This window comes from Mesorhizobium sp. GbtcB19 (assembly GCF_019091085.1).
In the GTDB taxonomy this organism is placed as follows: Bacteria; Pseudomonadota; Alphaproteobacteria; order Rhizobiales; family Rhizobiaceae; genus Mesorhizobium.
This window is the reverse complement of sequence record NZ_JAGXJY010000006.1, coordinates 32,170-50,900: the sequence shown is the minus strand read 5'-3', so window position 1 is coordinate 50,900 and position 18,731 is coordinate 32,170. Positions and strand designations below refer to the sequence as shown.

The following is an 18,731-nucleotide window of genomic DNA, read 5'->3' as shown; positions in this document are numbered from 1 at the left end:
GCTGCCATTCTAGCTTTCCTCACCCGGCGCCTGGCTCTGTCGCTCATCACGCTGTTCCTGCTCAGCGTCATGGTCTTCCTCGGCGGCCAGGTGCTGCCCGGCAATGTCGGGCGGGCCATTCTCGGGCCTTTCGCCGACCAGCGCGCGGTCGATGCGCTCAACCATTCGCTCGGCGTCGATCGGCCGCTGCTCGTCCAATACGGAAGCTGGATCTGGAACTTCCTGCATGGCGACATGGGCACGTCCTATGTCTTCCGCGCGCCGGTGGCGCCGTTCGTCGTCGATGCCTTGGGCAATTCGATGAAGCTGGCGCTGGTCGCCTTCGTGCTGGTGGTGCCGATCGGCATTTTTGGCGGCGTGATCGCCGCGCTCAACTTCAACCGGCCGCTCGACCGCATCATCAGCCTCGGCGGCCTCTCGGTCACGGTGCTGCCGGAGTTCGTCACCGGCATCATCCTGATCCTGATCTTCGGCGTCTGGCTGCGCTGGCTGCCGATCGCCGCCGCCTGGCCGAAAGGCGCCGGCTTCTTCACGCAGCTCTATTACCTGATCCTGCCTTCGCTGCCTTTGTTCCTGGTGCTGTTCGGCTACATCGCGCGAATGGCGCGGTCCGGCATGATCGAGGCGCTCGATTCCGACTACACGCGCACCGCCGTGCTCAAGGGCCTGCCGTGGCGCACGGTGATCTGGCGCCATGTGCTGCGCAACGCGCTGTTGCCGACCATCACCGTGATCGCCACCCAGACCGGCTATCTCATCGGCGGCCTGGTCGTGATCGAGACTTTGTTCCGCTACCAGGGCATCGGCTCGCTGATCTTCACCGCCGCGCGCGGCAAGGATTTTCCGATGCTGGAGGCCGGCATCCTGACGATCGGTATCGTCTATGCGGTGGCGACTTTGGTCGCCGACTTCCTTTATTCCGTGCTCAATCCACGCATCCGGCTGGGAGCAGAGCAATGAGCGCCACAGACACGCCCGCCGGCCTGCCGGCGCCCGCCTCGCCCGACACGGCATCGCGCAGCCCCTGGGGCGAAATGCTGCATTCGCTGCTGAGATCAGGCACCTTCCTGACCGGGCTTTTCATCCTCTTGTTCTGGGTCGTCTGCGCGCTGTTCGGCCAGTACTTCGTTCCCTACGATCCGCTGGCAAGCGACATCATCAACGCGCTGACGCCGCCTGCGGCCGATCACTGGTTCGGCACCGACCAGCTCGGCCGCGACGTGTTCTCGCGCGTCATCGTCGGCTCGCGCGATATCCTCACCGTGGCGCCGCTGGCGACCATCCTCGCGACCATTGCCGGCACCGCGCTCGGCCTGCTGATCGGTTATTTCCGCGGCATCGTCGACGACATCGTCAGCCGCGTGCTGGAAGCCTTCATGGCGATCCCGGTGGTGATCATCGCGCTGCTCGCCATCGTCGCGCTCGGCACCTCGAAGGTGACCGTCATCGTCGTCATCGGCCTGAGCTTCGCGCCGATCATCGCGCGCACGGTGCGTTCGGCGGTGCTGGCCGAACGCGAGCTCGATTATGTCGCGGCGGCAAAGCTGCGCCACGAAGGCGCGCTGCACACGATGTTCGTCGAGATCCTGCCCAACGTCATCCCGCCGATCCTGGTCGAGACGACGGTGCGGCTTGGCTACGCCATCTTCGCGGTGGCCACGCTGTCCTTCATGGGCTTCGGCATCCAGCCGCCCTCACCCGACTGGGGCCTCTCGATCTCTTCCAATTACGGCATGATCGGCGGCGGCTTCTGGTGGACGGTGCTGTTCGATGCCCTGGCCATCGCCTCGCTGGTGATCGGCGTCAATCTGGTGGCTGACGGTGTGCATGGAGCGTTCAATGACTGACAAGAACGCGCTCGAACTGAAGGACCTCTCGGTCGCCTATCGCGTCGGCCGCCGCAATCGCGCGGTGCTGCGCAACGTCAACCTGACCATCAAGGCCGGAGAGGCCTATGGGCTGGTCGGCGAATCCGGCTGCGGCAAGTCCACCGTCGCGCTTTCGGTGGTGCGCTATTTGCCGCGCAACGGCTCGATCACCGGCGGCTCGATCGCGCTCGACGGCCAGGATGTCATGAAGCTCGACAGCGAGGCCCTGCGGCGAGCGCGGGCCGACAGCGTGTCGATGGTCTATCAGGATCCCGGCAAGGCGCTGAACCCGTCGCTGCGCATCGGCCGGCAATTGACCGAGATTTTCGAGCTCGCCGGCATCACCGGACAGGCGGCGACCGACAAGGCGACCGCAATGCTCAACCGGGTCCGCATCTCCGATCCGGTCAGCGTGATGCAGCGCTATCCGCACCAGCTCTCCGGGGGCATGCAGCAGCGCGTGGCGATCGCCATGGCGCTGGCCAACGACCCGTCCATGCTGATCCTCGACGAACCCACGACCGGCCTCGACGCCACGGTCGAAGCCGAGGTGCTCGACCTGATCGGGCAATTGCGGCGCGAGCTGTCGGCGTCGATCCTGTTCATCAGCCACAACCTCGCCGTCGTCTCCAACATGTGCGACCGCGTCGGCGTGCTCTATGCCGGCATGCTGGTCGAGGAAGGCTCGACCAAGGACGTCTTCAACGATCCGCGCCATCCTTACACGGTGGCGCTGCTGCGCTGCCTGCCGCGCGGCGGCCAGCGCAAGGACCAGGGCCGCCTCGACACCATCCCCGGCTTCCTGCCCGGCATCGGCGCTACCATCGTCGGCTGCGCCTTCGCCGACCGCTGCGCGCTGGCGACGGAGCGCTGCCGCGCCGAGCCGCCGCCGCTCTACGATCTCGGCGATGGCCGCCTGTCGCGCTGCCACTACCACGACAACGCCCAGTCGCTGCCGCGCGCCACGCCCGCCGATGTTCCAGCCGCCCAGCCGAAACAGGCGCCGCCGGTGCTGCAGGTCGAAGGCCTGAACAAGACCTATGGCAGTCACGGTCATCCGCTGCGCGCGGTCAAGGACGTCTCAGTCAGTTTGAGGCCCGGCGAGACGCTCGGCCTGGTCGGCGAATCCGGCAGCGGCAAGACCACCTTCGCGCGGCTCCTGCTCGGCCTCGTCGCGCCCGACGACGGCGGCTCGATCGAGCTCGAAGGCAAGAAGCTTGCGCCACGGCTCGCCAGCCGATCGGAGGACCAGGTCAAGGCGGTGCAGATCGTCTTCCAGAATCCGGACTCGGCGCTCAACCGCTCGCATTCGATCCGGCATATCCTGAGCCGCGCCCTGAAGCGGCTTGGCGGGCTCAGCGGCAGGACGCTGGACACGCGGCTGGAAGAGCTCGTCCGCTCGGTGCGGCTCACCGACCGGCATCTTGCGGTCAAGCCGCGCCAGCTCTCGGGCGGGCTGAAGCAGCGCGTGGCGATCGCGCGCGCCTTTGCCGGCGATCCGCGCATCGTCGTCTGCGACGAGCCGACCTCGGCGCTCGACGTCTCAGTGCAGGCGGCGATCCTCAACCTTCTGGCCGACCTGCAGTCGAGGCAGGACGTCAGCTACATCTTCATCTCGCACGACCTCGGCGTGGTGCGCTATCTCTCCGACAAGATCGCCGTGCTCTATCTCGGCCGCATCATGGAGTTCGGGCCGTCGGAAGCGGTGTTCTCCGGTCCGCACCATCCCTACACCGAAGCGCTGCTGTCGGCCGTGCCGAAGCTCGACCGGACGGAGAGCTCGCGCATCCGCCTCGACGGCGAAATCCCGAGCGCCGCCAACCCGCCGACGGGCTGCGTCTTCCACACGCGCTGCCCGCGCAAGATCGGCGCCATCTGCGAGACGCAGGAGCCGCAGCTGACCGAGGCCCAGCCCGGCCATACCATCCGTTGCCACATCCCCTATGCCGAACTGGCGAGGCTGCAGGCGCCGAAGATCACAGCTGCGGAACCGGCATAGAGGCCGACAGGCGATTGGTATCCGCGTCCTTGGCAAGGGCGGCCCATCCGCGACGCTCGTCGAGTCAACAAGACCGACAGACGATCGCTGGCTGACCATTCTTGATTTCACCGATCTGTGGTAACTTGGAGAGCGGTAATCCATCCAGACGAGGGGTCGGTTTGAATGGCTGCCAGGGAAGCAAACGCATCCGCGATAGAAGCTTGCTACGACGCTGCTTTCGAATTTGACCGGTGGCCGGGAGCGCTTCAAAAGCTCGCGGATTCGCTGGGCGCGACGAGTTGCGCTCTACGCACCCGCGACCAAACACACCCCTTTCGATGCGATCAGCGCCACAAGACCGTGCGGGCACCGGACTCGACGGAACACGCTGAATTTACGGCTCTTTGGCACGAGAGAATCGGAAACGGACCCAATCCCCTTCTCGACAGGCCGCAGTTGCTCGCGAAACCGCCGATCAGTTTCACCGTCGAGGACGAAATCACAACCCCGGAAGAACGAAGGATCCTGCCTTATTACAATGAAATAGCTCGCCCCGGAAACCGCGAATGGTGGGCCTCCATCTGTGTGATGGTGAAGAACCGCAGTTGGTGCGTGCCGCTGTACCGCGATGCCCGAAGGGGACCCTTCCGCCCGAGCGAAGCAAATCGTTTCCTAAGGGTGGCGCCGGACCTGATCCGGATCATAAGTGTAGCGGAGAAGGCTTGGGATATTTCGCTCGGCTCGAGCCTTGCCGCGCTCGATCGACTCAATTGTGCCGCCGCGCTGCTGGACTGTCGTGGCTATGTCACACGCGTCAATGAGCATGCGGATGCCCTCTTCGGCTCCGGTCTCGTCATCCGTCACCGCCGTATTCACGCGATAGATCGGGCGAGCGATGCCCGTCTGCAGGGGCTGGTGGGGGCTGCTGTTTCGAGCCCGTCGAGTGGGTCGCTCCGGGCTGAGCCCGTAGTCATCACCCGCAACGGGTCTCCCTGGCTTCTGGTTGAGATCGTGCCAATGACTTCCTTCGCGCATGATCTCTTCAATGGCGGCGATTCATTGCTCTATTTCACAGCTCTCGTGACCGAACAGGCGCCAAGCGAACGATTGCTCAGCCAGACTTTCCAACTGACGGCAGCCGAAGCGCGGCTCGCCTCCCGCCTGGCGACCGGCGAAGGGATCGGTGCGGCGAGTGCTGGATTGGCCATCGGCCGCGAAACGGCCCGAACGCAGCTCCGGGCTGTCTTTGCGAAAACGGGAACGCGACGCCAGGCGGAACTTACGGCACTCTTGTCCCGATTGCGCATACGCTTTCCGCACTGAGACGACGCCATCCCCCATTCGGGTGAAGCGGGACACCGCGTATCGCCCCAGCATCGCCCCCACAGACATCCAGCCAATGGCAGCAAGATGCGCCCGGGGGCGGTGCCAGATGCGGACGCAGCATCCTTCGAACGTTCGTCATGATCCGGAGGGGACACGGCCGCCGCCAGGATCACGCCTCAAGATCCTGGCTTTGCTTGTCGGCGTCTTCGGGCCGACGTCTGTGGGTGCTGCGCCCGAAAGGCGCGCCGTCGATCTCGAACTGATCCTTGCTGTCGACGTCTCACCATCGATGAGCCAGGCCGAGCAACGGGTTCAACGCGACGGCTATGTCAGCGCATTCCAGCACTCCGATGTCGCGCGGGCCATAGCAACGGGAGCACGCGGCAGGATTGCCGTCGCATACGTCGAATGGGCTGGGCCGAAGTATCAGCGCGTCGTTGTGCCGTGGACGATCATCGGCAGCTATGATGATGCGAAACGGTTCGCCGACGCCCTTGCAGTCCGGCCGATCGTCAGGGAAGCAGGAACATCGATTTCGCGCGGCCTCCAGGCAGCAGAGGATTTGTTTGCCCACAATTGGGCTCTGGGCGAGCGCCGGGTGGTCGACGTATCCGGTGATGGCCCCAACAATGCCGGGCCGCCAGTCGCCCCGGTGAGAGACGAGCTGATAGCCTCCGGCATCACAATCAACGGCCTGCCGGTGTCGCTGCCGCACGGTACTTCCAACGGCTTTGAATCCTATGGCGGGGGCTATCTGAACGCCTACTATGAGCACTGCGTTATCGGCGGGCCTGATGCATTCGTGATCGGGGTTGATGATCTCGCTCTTTTTGCAGTCGCAATCCGCAGAAAACTGGTCCGAGAGATCGCGGATATCTCCTCACGACCAAGGCTCGCATCCTATGTGCCATCACGCCGTTCGGCGTTCGATTGTTCGACCAGCGGAGAGGCTCCGCACCCGTAAGCGATCCCTGGCCTACCCTCCCATGCTGAAAGCGCGGTCACTTTCGGCGAAGGCCTGGTCGCCCGACAGGTTCCCGGCGAGCGTGCGCAGCCCCGTCAAGGCGATGTCGAGAGCGTCGGACGACGCCGGGTTGGCGGGATAGGCGAGATAGATCGGGCGCTGGAACACCGGCGCGCCCTCGACGCGCCGCAGTTCGCCGCGCTCGACATGCGTGCCGACCGCGCTCAGCGGCAGATAGGCGGCCGCCTTCCGCGACAGCACATGCTGCAGGCCAATGAACACCAGCCCGGCCGAGATGGCGGGCTTCACGACACCGGCAAAGGCACGGTCGTGCTCGATACGGAACTCCAGCCCCCAATCCATCAGGATGTAGTTGTCGGTCCACGATCCCGGCTGCTCAACGTGCTGGACGAGAACCACCTGGTCGACGGCTAAAGTCTCATAGACGATGCCCGGATGCGGCTTGGGCAGATAGAGGATGCAGATGTCGAGCAGGCCCTCGGCGATCTGGTCGATCGCCAGATCCGGGAAACTGCCTTCCAGCCGCAGCGCCACATTCGGCCGCTTCGCTCGCATCCAGTCGATCCAGGGCGAGGTGATGCTGTCCCAGAGATAGGCGGGCGCTGTCAGCCTGAGCAGCGTCTCATAGCCATCGGGAACTGCGATGTCCTGGCGCGACTGCTCCCAGGTGCGGGTGATCGTCGAGGCATGCGGCAGGAACTGCCGGCCGGCCGGGGTGAGCGAAACGCCGTCGCTGTCGCGGACGAACAGCTTGCGGCCCAGCTGCTCCTCGAGGCCGCGAATGCGGGCGCTGACCGTCGACTGGGCAAGGTTCAGCCGATTGGCCGCGACGGTGAAGCTGCCATGCGTCGCAACCTCCAGGAAGCTGCGCAGATTCTCGGTGTCCATGGCTTCCCGCCTCTCAATGCGCCGCCATCGAAAATTTCGATGGCTGCAATCAAAAAATATCGCTTTCCGGCTGCGGTCAACAGTGACCTAAATGCCGGCATCTCCACAAGACGCGAGGAATGCAGCCATGCCGAAGCATTTCAGGACGATCGACGCCGCTCGCAAAACGCTCAGCGCAATCGAAAATTCCGCTATCGATGAATTGCTCGCCGGCAAGATCGGCAGGCGCGAATTCCTGCGCCATGGCAGCGTGCTCGGCCTGTCGCTGCCGTTCCTCGGCGGCATCGCTTCGGCGGTCGGCCTCGGCGCTCCGCAGGCACGCGCCGAAGGCAAGCCCGGCGGCACCGTGCGCGCCGGCGTCGCGGTGCCCGGCGGCGCCATCGACCCGGTCACCTTCTATGACAGCGGCAGCTACCAGCTGGTCTTCCAGGTGGCCGAGTTCCTGTGCGTGACGCAGCCGGACCTGACGCTGAAGCCGGTGCTGGCCGAGAGCTGGTCGCCGAACGCCGATGGCAGCGTGTGGACCTTCAAGCTGCGCAAGGGCGTGAAATTCCACAATGGCGAGGATTTCAAGGCCGACGACGTCGTAGCGACCTTCGACCGCCTCGCCGACCCGAGCGGCACCTCCAACGCGCTCTCCGTGTTCAAGGGCCTGCTGTCGAAGGGCGGCACCCGCAAGGTCGACGACCACACCGTCGAATTCCACCTCGACGCGCCAAACGGCAGCTTCCCCTATTCGGTGTCGATCGACAATTACAACGCCGTCATCCTGCCGGCGAGCTACAAGGGCGACTACGAGAAGACCTTCGAGGGCACCGGTCCGTTCCGGCTCGAAAGCTATACGCCGAAGGTAGGCGCCAGCTTCGTGCGCAACCCCGACTACTGGGGCGACAAGGCCCTGCCCGACCGGCTCGAGTTCAAATTCTATGGCGACGTGCAGCCGCGCATCCTGGCGCTGCAGGCGGGCGAGGTCGACGTGCTCGACGCCATCCCGCTCGACGTCAGCCAGGTGGTGCTGGGCAACCCCGATATCACCGTGCTGCGCGTCGCCTCGACCGCGCATCGCCAGCTCCATATGCGCTGCGACATGGCGCCCTTCACCGACAAGCGCGTGCGCCAGGCGCTGGCCTTGTGCATCGACCGTTCGCAACTGGTCGACGGGCTTTGCCGCGGCATGGCGGCGACCGGCAATGACAGTCCGTTCGCGCCAGCCTTCCCGGTCACCGACAAGTCGGTGCCGCAGCGCTCGCGGGACATCGCCAAGGCCAAGCAGTTGATGGAAGCGGCGGGACTTGGAAGCGGTTTCGACATGACGCTGACCACGCTGCGCTATTCCGACATTCCCGGCTATGCGCAGCTGTTCCAGAACTTCGCCAAGGAGATTGGCGCCCGCATCTCGCTCAACATCGAGGACCAGGACAAATATTACGGCAAGGCGGTGTTCGGCCAGTCGGACTGGCTGGACAGCCCGCTCGGCATCACCGACTACGCGCATCGCAGCGTGCCGAACGTGTTCCTGAAGAGCCCGCTGGTCAGCGACGGTCCATGGAACGCGGCGCATTTCAAGAACGCGACCTATGACGGGCTGGTCACCGGCTATCTCAAGGCGCTCGACCTCGACTCCCGGCGCAAGGCAGCTTCCGATATCCAGAAGCTGCTGCTCGATGAGACGCCGGTGATCTTCAGCTATTTCCCGGACCTGCTGGTGCCGGTGCGCAAGAATGTCTCCGGCCTGCCGCCGATCGCCGCCGGCCTGCTGCTCGATCGTGTATCGGTGGCGTCATGACCATGACCGCACGCAAGAATCCGGCGGCAAACGACGAGAAGAGGACAAGTACCATTCGCAAGCCCCATCTGCGCGGCCGCGGGCCGCATTTCCCGGTGCTCGACAGCATCGTGCAGTACGAATTCGAGCCGGGCTATGTCGCCTTCACCATGCCCTCGCCCAAGCGGATCAGGGTGCAGGTCGGGCCGATGATCGTCGCCGACACCACCAGGGCGCTGGTGTTCCAGGAGAGCGATCACCTGCCGGTCTATTACTTCCCGATGAGCGACGTGCGGGAGGAGTTCCTGCTGCCGAGCCGGACGACGACGGAAGACCCGTTCAAGGGCGTCGCAACGCATTACTCGCTCAACACCGGCATCACGCTGGTCGAGGACGGCGCCTGGCGCTATCTCGATCCCGTCAAGGGTTGCCCGCCGATCGCCCACTACATCTCCTTCTATTGGCCGAAGATGACCCACTGGTTTGAAGAGGACGAGGAGATCTTCGTCCATGCCCGCGATCCGTTCCGCCGCGTCGACTGCCTGCCTTCGTCGCGGCGCGTGCAGGTGATCCTCGACGGCGAGCAGGTCGCCGATTCACGGCGCGGCGTGTTCCTGTTCGAGACCGGACACCCGGTGCGCCACTACCTGCCGATCGCGGACACAAGGCTCGATATGTTCTCGCCCAGCCGCTACATCTCGCGCTGCCCCTATAAGGGCATGTCCAATTACTACCATGTGACGACGCCGAAGAAGCGGCACGAGAACCTCGTCTGGTATTATCCCGAGCCGGTGCACGAAGCCGAGCGCATCAAGGGTTTGGTGTGCTTCCATCACGAGCTGGTCGACAAGATCCTGGTAGACGGCGTGGAAATCCCAAAGGAAGCGACGGCGGCGTCGGACGGGTATTTTTGAGCCAGCTGCTAGGCCGAGCGAAGCCCGAGTTTCACATTTTGCATCCGCGCGCGCCGATGCTATTTTCGCATCGCGCGGCGGACGACTGGCTATGAGGAAACCATTCCATCACCTGGCCTGGCCATGGCTTGTCGTCCTGGTAGCGACGGCGACGCCGGCGCTTGCCGAAAATGCTCCCACCTTCGAATTGAAACTCGACATCGATCAGGACGGAAAAACCGACCGGGCCGTGATTATGCAGGAGCCCGGCGAGGCAGCAGATCTGTATATCTATCTGGGCGAGGACAAGGCCGATGCTTCACGCCAGGCTGATTTCGTCAAGAAGGGGCTGACCGAGGACCAGGTCATCGACCTCGAAAGCAAGGGCAAGGGATCGCTGTCAGTGACGTCCTGCTCCGGCTGCGGCGCCAACAAATCGACCGAAGAGACGCTGACGATCGTCTATCGCCGGGGAAAATTCCTGGTCGGCGGCTATAGCCGCAACTGGGACTGGAACCAGCAGACGTCGAGCGGCGTCGAGACGACCCTCGGCGATTGCGACATCAACTATCTCATCGGCAAGGGAACCGCCTCCAGGGACCTGGAAGACGGCAAGCCGATCAGGGGCAAATTCAGGCCCGTGCCGCTGAAGGATTGGTCCTCTGAAATGCGTCCCAAGGCCTGCGATTTCTGAGGAGGTTGATCGAAGGACGACATAGCGAATACCCTCGCCGCACAGGGAGGGCTGACAATGGATCTTTTCAAGCTGAATGGTGACGTCGCGCTGGTCACCGGGGCCGGCAGCGGCATCGGCCAGGCCATCGCGATCGGGCTGGCCGAAGCAGGCGCCGACGTCGCCTGTTTCGGCCATGCGTCCAACGGCGGACTGGAAGAGACCGCTCACAGGATCACGGCCCTTGGCCGCAAGGCGTTGGCGCTGACCGGCACGGTGACCTCCGAGCGCGACCTCGCGACGGCGATCGACCGCGTCGAGGCTGAACTCGGCGCGCTGACCGTCGCCGTCAACAATGCCGGCATCGCCGGCTCCGACCCTGCCGAGACGTTGTCGCTGGAGACCTGGCGCAAGGTTCACGACGTCAATGTCGCCGGGGTGTTCCTGTCCTGCCAGGCGGAAGCGCGCAAGATGCTGACGCGGCAAAGAGGCTCCATCATCAACATCGCCTCGATGTCGGGCACGATCGTCAACCGGGGGCTGACGCAGGCGCATTACAACTCCTCCAAAGCCGCCGTCATCCACATGTCGAAGAGTCTCGCCATGGAGTGGGCCGATCGCGGCCTGCGCGTCAACGTCGTCAGCCCGGGCTACACGCTGACGCCGATGAACAAGCGGCCCGAAGTGGCGGAGGAGATAAAGATCTTCAAGCGCGACACGCCGATGGGGCGTATGGCGGCGCCGGAGGAAATGGTCGGGCCGACCGTGTTCCTGGCCAGCCGCGCGTCCAGCTTCGTGACCGGCCTCGACCTGATCGTCGATGGCGGCTACGTCTGCTGGTAGATAAGTGGGGTGTCCCGCGAGACACCCCACCTTGCCGATTGAGCGAATGTGGGCGGCGCGCCGTCCTACTCGGCCGCGACACCCTTCACTTCGAGATAGCTCTCCATCGAATCGTCCAGCGCCTGCAGCCAGGGCGTGTGATGGACCGGCGCCATGGTGCCGGTCATCAGCGAGCGGTAGGCGTTGTCGCGGAAGGTCATGATGTTTTCCATCTTGTGGTGCTCCCACTCCATGAAGGTGTGGTTGACCGCCTCGACGTCGAAGCCCGGATAATCGGTCTGGTCCATCAGTTCCTTGGTGTAGTCGCCCTGGAACCAGATCATCTGCTCGGCGTCTTCCAGCGTCTCTTCGCGCGCCCGCCACTTGGCGCCGTGCTCGGCCATCGCCTCGGCCGACGGCAGCTTGATGCGGCCCATGATGACGTCGCGGGCGTACCAGGCCTGCGCGTCGAACATGTTGAAGGTGTAGAACTGGTCCTGCATGCCGATGTAGAAGAGTTTCGGATTCTTCTCCCAGACGACACCTTCATAAAGATCGAGCGGCCACATGCGGTTGGCTGTCTTCAGCTTGAGGTCGTCGGTGAGGAACGGGAAGGAGTGCAGATAGCCGGTGCACAGGATGATGGCGTCGACATCCTTGGTGGTGCCGTCCTTGAAATGCGCCGTCTTGCCGACGACCTTCTGCAGCAGCGGCACTTCCTTCCAGTTCTCGGGCCATTTGAAGCCCATCGGCTTGGAACGGTAGCTGGAGGTGATCGATTTCGCGCCGTATTTGTAGCATTGCGAGCCGATGTCCTCGGCCGAGTAGGAGCGGCCGATGATCAAAATGTCCTTGCCCTTGAACTCCATCGCGTCGCGGAAGTCATGGCTGTGCAGGATCCGGCCGTTGAAGGTCGGAAACCCCTCGAAGAAGGGCACGTTGGGCACCGAGAAATGCCCGGACGCGACGACGACATTGTCGAACTCTTCCGAATAGGTCACGTCCTTGGTGCGGTCATGCGCGGTGACGGTGAATTTCTTGGTCTCGTCGGAATAGGTCACCATGCGTACCGGGCTGTTGAAGCGCACCCAGTCGCGCAGGCCGGATTTCTCGACGCGGCCCTTGATGTAATCCCACAGCACGGCGCGCGGCGGGTAGGAGGCGATCGGCCGGCCGAAATGCTCCTCGAATGTGTAGTCGGCGAATTCGAGGCATTCCTTCGGGCCGTTCGACCATAGATACCGATACATCGAGCCATGCACCGGGTCGCCGTGCTCGTCCAGGCCGGTGCGCCAGGTGTAGTTCCACAGGCCGCCCCAGTCGCTCTGCTTTTCGAAGCAGACGATCTCCGGGATCTCGGCGCCCTTGTCAGCGGCCGACTTGAAGGCCCTTAGCTGCGCCAGACCCGACGGTCCGGCTCCGATGACGGCAACACGAGTTTTCAAGGCGGACCTCCTTTTTTTGATTTCCCCAGCGAAACAAATTTCACTGTCAGTGACAGTAATTGGCCCTTCGCTGCTGTCAACTGGCGTTGAGCCGAAACAGCGTTGCGCCGAGGTAACTTTCTACGAAAAGCGGTCGAAGGGACGAGCGCTGGAGAAAGCGGACCCAATCCACCACAAGGGCTTGGCGCCCCCGTTGTGCTCCTATATCGACAACGAATATGTTCACTTAGAGTGAAATAAATCGGCAGATTCTAACGGGAGGCGACATGACGAAACCCAAGCCCGGCCAGCGGCCTGTGGCGGCCAAGACCAAGCCATCGCCTAAGGGCATTGGCCCGAACGGGCGAACGATCCGCACGCCGCTGACGCAGGATCCGCACGCCATCCGCGACACGCGCGAGAAGGTGCTGGAAGTGGCGATCGGCCATGAGGTGCGGGCGTTCCGCAAGAAGCTCGGCATCACCGTCGCCGATCTCGCCGCCGCCACCGACATCTCGCTCGGCATGCTGTCGAAGATCGAAAACGGCATCACCTCGCCGTCGCTGACGACGCTGCAGGCGCTGTCACGGGCGCTGGGCGTTCCGGTCACCGCCTTCTTCCGCCGCTTCGAGGAAGAGCACAGCGCCGTCTTCGTCAAGGCGGGCGAAGGCGTCGATGTCGAGCGGCGCGGCACGCGCGCCGGCCATCAGTACAATCTGCTGGGACATATCGGCGCCAACACCAGCGGCGTCGTCGTCGAGCCCTATCTCATCACGCTGACCGAGAATTCGGACGTGTTCCCGACCTTCCAGCATGCGGGCATGGAGTTCCTCTACATGCTCGAAGGCGAGGTCGTTTACCGGCACGGCAACAACCTCTATCCGATGAAGCCGGGCGACAGCCTGTTCTTCGACGCCGACGCACCGCATGGACCGGAAGAGCTGACGCAGCTGCCGATGCGGTATCTGTCGATCATCTGCTATCCGCAGAACAGCGCCGGGTGAGGCACGTAGTTTCCTCGCCCCACGATAGTGGGGAGAGGTGGCTCGGCGAAGCCGAGACGGAGAGGGGAGCGCTCTACGAAGGCCCCCTCTCCGTCCGCTTCGCGGACACCTCTCCCCCGCTTCGCGGGGGCGAGGAACGTCAGTGATCAGTCCGGCCCAAATCCCGGGCTGGTCGGGCTGCCGTCATCGAGCTTCGACAGCCACTCCACCAGCGTCGGACGATACCGCGTCAGGCCCTTGTAGGTGGCGAGCTCTTCCGGCAGGTCGCGGATGACGCGGTGCAGGCGGCGCGCCCATTTCGGCTGGGTGACCAGCTCGTCCATCTTGATCAGATAGCAGCGGATCGGGAAGACGATGCCGTTGGAGCGCGGCAGCCGCCAGAAGCTCTGCAGTTCGACGCGCAGATGCACCTTGTCGCCGACATTTTCCGGCGTGACGGTGGCGCGGTCCGGACCCCATTTGTGATAATTCTCGGGGCTGGTGTCGAGGCGCGGATTGATGGTCATCGTCCAGTTGAGGCGCCTTGCCGGCTTGCCTTGCTGGATGTTGGTCAGGAATTTCAGCGCGCGTGTGAATATCCCCTTCTCATGCGCCAGCGGCACCGGCGCGTGCCACTCGAAGAAATTCATGCCGATGTCGAAATCGAGCGACCAGTCGGCCTGGGTGGTGACCATACCGGCATCCATCCACAGATTGCCGTCGCGCTGGTCGAGGATGCAGAAATCGCCCTGGCTCTGGCGGGTGATGTACTCCATCGGCCCATAGGGCAGCGTCGAGGTGTCGCCGAATGTGAAGGTGTCGTCGATGCCGAGGGGACGGTTGATCCAGCGCCAGCGGTCGCCGTCACGCTCCAGCGTGAAATGCTCTGGGTAACCCAGCGCCTGCTGTTCCATCAGAAGCTCGAGCAGGTCCCAGCCGGCGAGCGTCATATGCGGCAGCGACTGGCAGCGCAGCGGGTCCTCGGCCAGCACCAAAGCGCGGTCCTGCATCTCGGCGAAATAGTGCTCGTCGACGTCGATCAGGTTTTCCAGCACCGAGCCCTTCGGACCGACGACATGCGGCTCGATGTTGACCGCATACATGTAGGCGTCTTCGTTGAACGGGAAGGGAAAACGCCTGATGTGCTCCGGACTGTTCTTGAAGGTGAAGTCGTCGCGGAAAGTTTCCTTGCGAAAGGTGATGCCCATTGACGCCTCCTATCTTTCCAGGACCAGCGACTTGCCCTCGAAGCGCGAGACGCAAGGCATGATCTTGCAGCCGGAACGGTGGTCTTCCTCGCTCAGCCAGTGATCGTTGTGGATGAACTTGCCGTCGGAGGAGATCACATTGGTCTCGCACTGGCCGCAGACCCCGCCGCGGCACAGATAGGGCGGGTCGACGCCGGCCGCTTCGATCGCCTCGAGCAGGCTCTGTTGCTCGCCGACGCGGATCGTCTTGCCGCTGACGGCCAAGGTCACATCGAAGGGCGCGCCGGGCTGGGGCGCCGCGAAATGCTCGAAATGCACGGTTTCCGAGGGCCAGCCGAGTGAAGCGGCGCGGTCGCGCACCCAATTGATCATGCCGGCCGGGCCGCAGACATAGAGATGCGTCCCGAGCGGCTGCGAGGACAGCAACCGGTCGAGATCGATGCGCTCCTCGCGGTCATCGTGATAGAGCCGGACGCGGCTGCCGTAGCGCTCCCGGAGCACATCGGCATAGGTGCCGAGCGACGCCGTGCGGCAGGTGTAGTGCAGTTCGAAATTGCCGCCGGCGCCCGCCAGTTGCGACGTCTGCGCCATGAAGGGCGTGATGCCGATGCCGCCGGCCAGCATCAGGTGTTTTTTGGCTCGCAGATCGAGCGAGAACAGGTTGACCGGATAGCTGATCACCATTTCGAGGCCGGGCTTGACCTGTCGGTGCATGAACAGCGAGCCGCCGCGGCCGACATCGTCGCGCCTGATCGAAATCGTGTATTCCCGCGTGTCGAGCGGCGAGCCCATCAGCGAATAGGGATTGAGCCTGGTGCGGTCGCCGTCGCGCATCTCGACCACGACATGGGCGCCGCCGGAAAAGGTCGGCAGAAGCTCGCCATCGCGGCGGCGGAAGTGGAAGCGAGTGACGAGATCGTTGACGGGGACGACGTCGCTGACGACGACATCGAGCTTAGTGGTGCCGGTGCTCATGGGAAGGCCTCCTCCATCGGAGGAATCTCCGAGCGATCCTCGGCATTGATGCAGACGCCCTGGAAGGCGGCCAGCCGGCGCGAATAATGATCGCGCACCAGAAGCAGCAGGCCGCAATGCGCGCAGGTGGCCGGCTGGGTCGTCACATTCTCGGTGATGCCCTTGCAGTGCACGCATTGCATGCGCCGCGCCAACGAGCCGCGCTGCTCGGTCTGCATCGAGGTGTGGTCGATGCCGGCCTCGAGCGCCGCCTGCATCGCCTGGCCGATCAGGCCTTCGGTGCCGGCAAGATAGAGGCGCAACCCCATATGGGCGTTGGTCAGCGTTTGCCTCAGCCGGGGCAGGAGGCTCGCGAAAGACGGCGCGACGTGGAGCTGCGCCGGCTTCAGCGCCTCAAGGGCCGCGATGTGCTTGCCCTCGGGTCCCGGAATGAAGACGATTTCCGCGCTGCCGAAAAAGCCGGACGGAGCCTTACCGGCCATGTCCGTTATCGCCACCGCGCCTTCGGCATCGGCGATGAAGAGGTGGTGCTTGCCGGGCTGCGGAGACAGAGTTCCGTAAATAGGCCGGCTGATGATCGTCTTGGCTGCCATTCTCTCTTAGTGCCTCGAACCCCCTCGCTGCGGATAATGCCTCAACCCTTGGCGGTGCGCTTGGCCTTCTTCGGGTCATCGAACGGCAGTGGCTGCGCCGTCGCCTTGATGGAACCGCTTCTGTTGCGGATCTCGAGCTTGGTATCCTTGACGGCGCAGTCGACATCGAGGCGGGCGATGCCCATCGATTTCTCGACCAGCGGCGAATACATGGCGCAGGTGACCACACCCACCTTCTTGCCGTCGCGATAGACGGGCGCGCCCTCATCGGCCGGCTCCTTGCCGTCGAGCAGCACGCCATAGATCTTGAAGCGCTCCTTGCCCATCAGCCGGTAATGTTCCTCGGCGCCGCGGAATCCGGTCTTGCCAGGACTGACGGTGAAGTCGAGGCCGAGCTCCCACAGCGTGTCGCCGGGGCCTTCGTTCTCGAACGGATATTTTTGCGAATTATCGTACGGATAGAAGAGCAGGTAGCTCTCGACGCGCAGCATGTCGAGCGTGGTGAAGCGGCACGGAATGATGCCGGCGCTTTTGCCCTCTTCCAGAATCCGATCCCAGATCGCGCCGGCGTCCTGGCCGCGGCAGAAGATCTCGTAGCCGCGCTCGCCGGTGTAGCCGGTGCGCGAGATCATCACCGGGAAACCGAAGAGCTGCGTGTGCATGTGGTGGAAGTAGTTGAGGTCGCGGATGCCAGGCACATGCCTGGCGAGATAGTCGACCGCGGTCGGGCCCTGCAGCGACAGGTCATGCAGATTGTCGTCGAAGCGCAGCGACACGTCACGCCCCATGGCAGCGCGCTGCAACTCCTCATGGCCGGTGCCGGAGCCGTGCACGACCATCCAGGAGTTCGGGCTGATGCGATAGAGGATGCAGTCGTCGGTGAATTTGCCGGCCTCGTTCAGCATGCAGGCATAGGCCGACTTGCCGGGATAGATCTTTTCCACGTCGCGCGTCGTGGCCAGATCGATGAGGTGCGAGGCATGCGGCCCGGTGATGTGGACCTTCTTCAGGCCGGAGACATCCATCAGCCCGGCCTTGGTGCGGATCGCGACATATTCCTCGTCGGCATCCTTGTCATAGGTCCAGGCGGTGCCCATGCCGCTCCAGTCCTCGAGTTTCGAGCCGAGCGCGCGATGGCGATCCGCCAGGGTCGAGAATCTCCAGGATGCCGTCATCCGATCGTCCTCCGTGCAATTTAAGTCGTTGCTGTTCCCTGCTCCTGCTTGGTGGCGGAGCTTGGCTGAATATTGACCGCAAACGGCGAGGCGCCGCAATCCCCTTGAAGCAAATAATTTCATTGTCAGGCAAATTTCTTGACTGGGAACAAACGGTTTACGACGCGTAAATGCGGCTTGACAATTTCGAAGATCGGTCGGAATTTATGAAAAAAATTTCACTCTCTAGAAAGAGTGGACGCCCGGTCGATCTCAGGGCCGGACGTCGCCAGAAGGGGAAAAACCGATGTCCGACCTGCAGCAGCGCGTCGAAGCGCTGTATCGTTCCGACGTGCGTGGTTCCGTGCTCCTGATCGTGTGCCTGTGGGCAACGATCCTCTTCGTCCTCCTGATGACATGGTCCTACATCCCTGACGGCGGGATCAAGCTCGTGGTGGCGGTCGCGGCCGCCGCGGTGCTGATCTTCAACACCGCCGCCATCCTCGCCATGCTCAACCACTACAAGGAAGACAAGGACTTCATCTACGGGCTCGACATCAAGAACGCCGACGCGGCCCGCAACCGTCAATCCTGAAGGGAGAAACCATGGCCCGCTATACACCGCCGGAGCAGAGCAAGGCCGGACAGGTCTTCGACATCGCGGTCGTGGTGGTCGCTATCTTCGTGGCGCTGTGGCTGCCGCTGAAGCTCGGCCTCGCCGGAGCGGCGAAGTCGATCGACCCGCTCGACGCCAAGACCTGGGACGCGCTCGGCCAGAACGCCACCATGGCCTCGATCTGGGAGAAGCTCGGCTACACGCCGGAGACGGCGCATGACATCATCCAGAACCGCTTCCATTACGTCATCGACTGGCCGACGCTGATCATCATGGCGATCGTGCTGATCGCCTATTTCGTCTTCCTGTTCCGGGCCTCCGACAAGGAATATCGCGAGGTCATCAACGAGAAGTTCGACGACAAATAGACCTTCGACGACGACAAAGAGTCCGGGGAAAACATCATGTGGATGGGACTGTCTTATGTTTGCTGGGGCATCTCGGTCGTACTCGCGCTGTGGATGCTCTACGACTGGTTCAAGGTCGACACGACCTATTCCGAGGACGTGCTGACCTCCTCGCGCGAAGGCGAGCTTGAAGCCGTATCCGAAAAGCACCGGATCTGAGTGGGGATTGA

At 63.5% G+C, this 18,731-nt stretch carries 19 protein-coding genes; 13 read left to right on the top strand and 6 right to left on the bottom strand.

Annotation, left to right across the window (positions count from 1 at the left end; translation table 11 throughout):
- Window positions 1-6: 6 nt before the first annotated feature.
- The 5 genes from KVT37_RS12915 to KVT37_RS12895 all read left to right on the top strand — a co-directional run bounded on the left by KVT37_RS12915 (window position 7) and on the right by KVT37_RS12895 (window position 6,139).
- Window positions 7-960, top strand: a complete 954-nt coding sequence (locus tag KVT37_RS12915) for an ABC transporter permease (protein WP_308642622.1) — start codon at window positions 7-9, stop codon at window positions 958-960.
- On the top strand, window positions 957-1,847 hold the full coding sequence (locus tag KVT37_RS12910; protein ID WP_217573389.1) for an ABC transporter permease: 891 nt from the start codon (window positions 957-959) through the stop codon (window positions 1,845-1,847). The genes KVT37_RS12915 and KVT37_RS12910 overlap by 4 nt, the downstream gene beginning before the upstream one ends.
- Window positions 1,840-3,867 (top strand): ABC transporter ATP-binding protein, encoded by a 2,028-nt coding sequence (locus tag KVT37_RS12905; protein WP_254633991.1) that lies wholly within the window; start codon window positions 1,840-1,842, stop codon window positions 3,865-3,867. Before KVT37_RS12910 ends, KVT37_RS12905 begins: the two co-directional genes overlap by 8 nt.
- Window positions 3,868-4,032: 165 nt before the next feature.
- Window positions 4,033-5,172: a helix-turn-helix transcriptional regulator gene (locus KVT37_RS12900; RefSeq protein WP_217573385.1), complete on the top strand. Its 1,140-nt coding sequence runs from the start codon at window positions 4,033-4,035 to the stop codon at window positions 5,170-5,172.
- Between the two features lie 109 nt (window positions 5,173-5,281).
- A complete protein-coding gene (locus KVT37_RS12895; protein WP_217573382.1) occupies window positions 5,282-6,139 on the top strand; it encodes a DUF1194 domain-containing protein in 858 nt (285 codons plus the stop codon).
- A 12-nt stretch (window positions 6,140-6,151) separates the two neighbouring features.
- Here KVT37_RS12895 and KVT37_RS12890 read toward each other — a convergent pair whose 3' ends face one another.
- Window positions 6,152-7,048, bottom strand: coding sequence for a LysR family transcriptional regulator (locus KVT37_RS12890; protein WP_217573380.1), 897 nt, complete (start codon window positions 7,046-7,048; stop codon window positions 6,152-6,154).
- A gap of 127 nt (window positions 7,049-7,175) precedes the next feature.
- On the opposite strand from KVT37_RS12890, the gene KVT37_RS12885 reads away from it, so the two are divergent.
- The 4 genes from KVT37_RS12885 (at window position 7,176) to KVT37_RS12870 (ending at window position 11,222) form a co-directional block, all read left to right on the top strand.
- Complete coding sequence (locus KVT37_RS12885) at window positions 7,176-8,834, top strand: ABC transporter substrate-binding protein (protein WP_217573378.1); 1,659 nt, start codon at window positions 7,176-7,178, stop codon at window positions 8,832-8,834.
- 2 nt (window positions 8,835-8,836) lie between these two features.
- On the top strand, window positions 8,837-9,727 hold the full coding sequence (locus tag KVT37_RS12880; protein WP_217573376.1) for a DUF427 domain-containing protein: 891 nt from the start codon (window positions 8,837-8,839) through the stop codon (window positions 9,725-9,727).
- Between the two features lie 91 nt (window positions 9,728-9,818).
- Window positions 9,819-10,400 carry a hypothetical protein gene (locus tag KVT37_RS12875; protein WP_217573374.1) on the top strand — a complete coding sequence of 194 codons (582 nt, stop codon included), beginning with the start codon at window positions 9,819-9,821 and terminating at the stop codon, window positions 10,398-10,400.
- Between the two features lie 57 nt (window positions 10,401-10,457).
- Complete coding sequence (locus KVT37_RS12870; protein WP_217573372.1) at window positions 10,458-11,222, top strand: SDR family oxidoreductase; 765 nt, start codon at window positions 10,458-10,460, stop codon at window positions 11,220-11,222.
- Window positions 11,223-11,287: 65 nt separating this feature from the next.
- Here KVT37_RS12870 and KVT37_RS12865 read toward each other — a convergent pair whose 3' ends face one another.
- On the bottom strand, window positions 11,288-12,646 hold the full coding sequence (locus KVT37_RS12865) for an NAD(P)-binding domain-containing protein (protein ID WP_217573370.1): 1,359 nt from the start codon (window positions 12,644-12,646) through the stop codon (window positions 11,288-11,290).
- Window positions 12,647-12,912: 266 nt separating this feature from the next.
- Between KVT37_RS12865 and KVT37_RS12860 the strand changes: the two genes are divergently transcribed.
- Window positions 12,913-13,629 (top strand): helix-turn-helix domain-containing protein, encoded by a 717-nt coding sequence (locus KVT37_RS12860; protein ID WP_217573368.1) that lies wholly within the window; start codon window positions 12,913-12,915, stop codon window positions 13,627-13,629.
- A gap of 146 nt (window positions 13,630-13,775) precedes the next feature.
- On the opposite strand, the gene KVT37_RS12855 is transcribed toward KVT37_RS12860, so the two are convergent.
- From KVT37_RS12855 to KVT37_RS12840, 4 genes are read right to left on the bottom strand one after another with little or no spacing between them, the layout of a single operon-like run.
- Entirely contained in the window at window positions 13,776-14,816 is a 1,041-nt protein-coding gene (locus tag KVT37_RS12855; RefSeq protein WP_217573366.1) for a DUF3445 domain-containing protein, read from the bottom strand.
- 9 nt (window positions 14,817-14,825) lie between these two features.
- A complete protein-coding gene (locus KVT37_RS12850; protein ID WP_217573364.1) occupies window positions 14,826-15,791 on the bottom strand; it encodes a PDR/VanB family oxidoreductase in 966 nt (321 codons plus the stop codon).
- Window positions 15,788-16,384 (bottom strand): dimethylamine monooxygenase subunit DmmA family protein, encoded by a 597-nt coding sequence (locus KVT37_RS12845; RefSeq protein WP_217573362.1) that lies wholly within the window; start codon window positions 16,382-16,384, stop codon window positions 15,788-15,790. Before KVT37_RS12845 ends, KVT37_RS12850 begins: the two co-directional genes overlap by 4 nt.
- Window positions 16,385-16,425: 41 nt before the next feature.
- Window positions 16,426-17,559 carry an aminomethyltransferase family protein gene (locus KVT37_RS12840; protein ID WP_217573360.1) on the bottom strand — a complete coding sequence of 378 codons (1,134 nt, stop codon included), beginning with the start codon at window positions 17,557-17,559 and terminating at the stop codon, window positions 16,426-16,428.
- A 286-nt stretch (window positions 17,560-17,845) separates the two neighbouring features.
- Between KVT37_RS12840 and KVT37_RS12835 the strand changes: the two genes are divergently transcribed.
- From KVT37_RS12835 to KVT37_RS12825, 3 genes are read left to right on the top strand one after another with little or no spacing between them, the layout of a single operon-like run.
- Window positions 17,846-18,133 (top strand): hypothetical protein, encoded by a 288-nt coding sequence (locus KVT37_RS12835; protein WP_217573358.1) that lies wholly within the window; start codon window positions 17,846-17,848, stop codon window positions 18,131-18,133.
- An 11-nt stretch (window positions 18,134-18,144) separates the two neighbouring features.
- The gene (locus tag KVT37_RS12830) at window positions 18,145-18,522 is read left to right on the top strand and encodes a hypothetical protein (protein ID WP_217573357.1); all 378 of its coding nucleotides are present in this window, start codon (window positions 18,145-18,147) and stop codon (window positions 18,520-18,522) included.
- Window positions 18,523-18,558: 36 nt separating this feature from the next.
- Window positions 18,559-18,720 carry a hypothetical protein gene (locus KVT37_RS12825; protein WP_027164521.1) on the top strand — a complete coding sequence of 54 codons (162 nt, stop codon included), beginning with the start codon at window positions 18,559-18,561 and terminating at the stop codon, window positions 18,718-18,720.
- Window positions 18,721-18,731 lie beyond the last annotated feature (11 nt).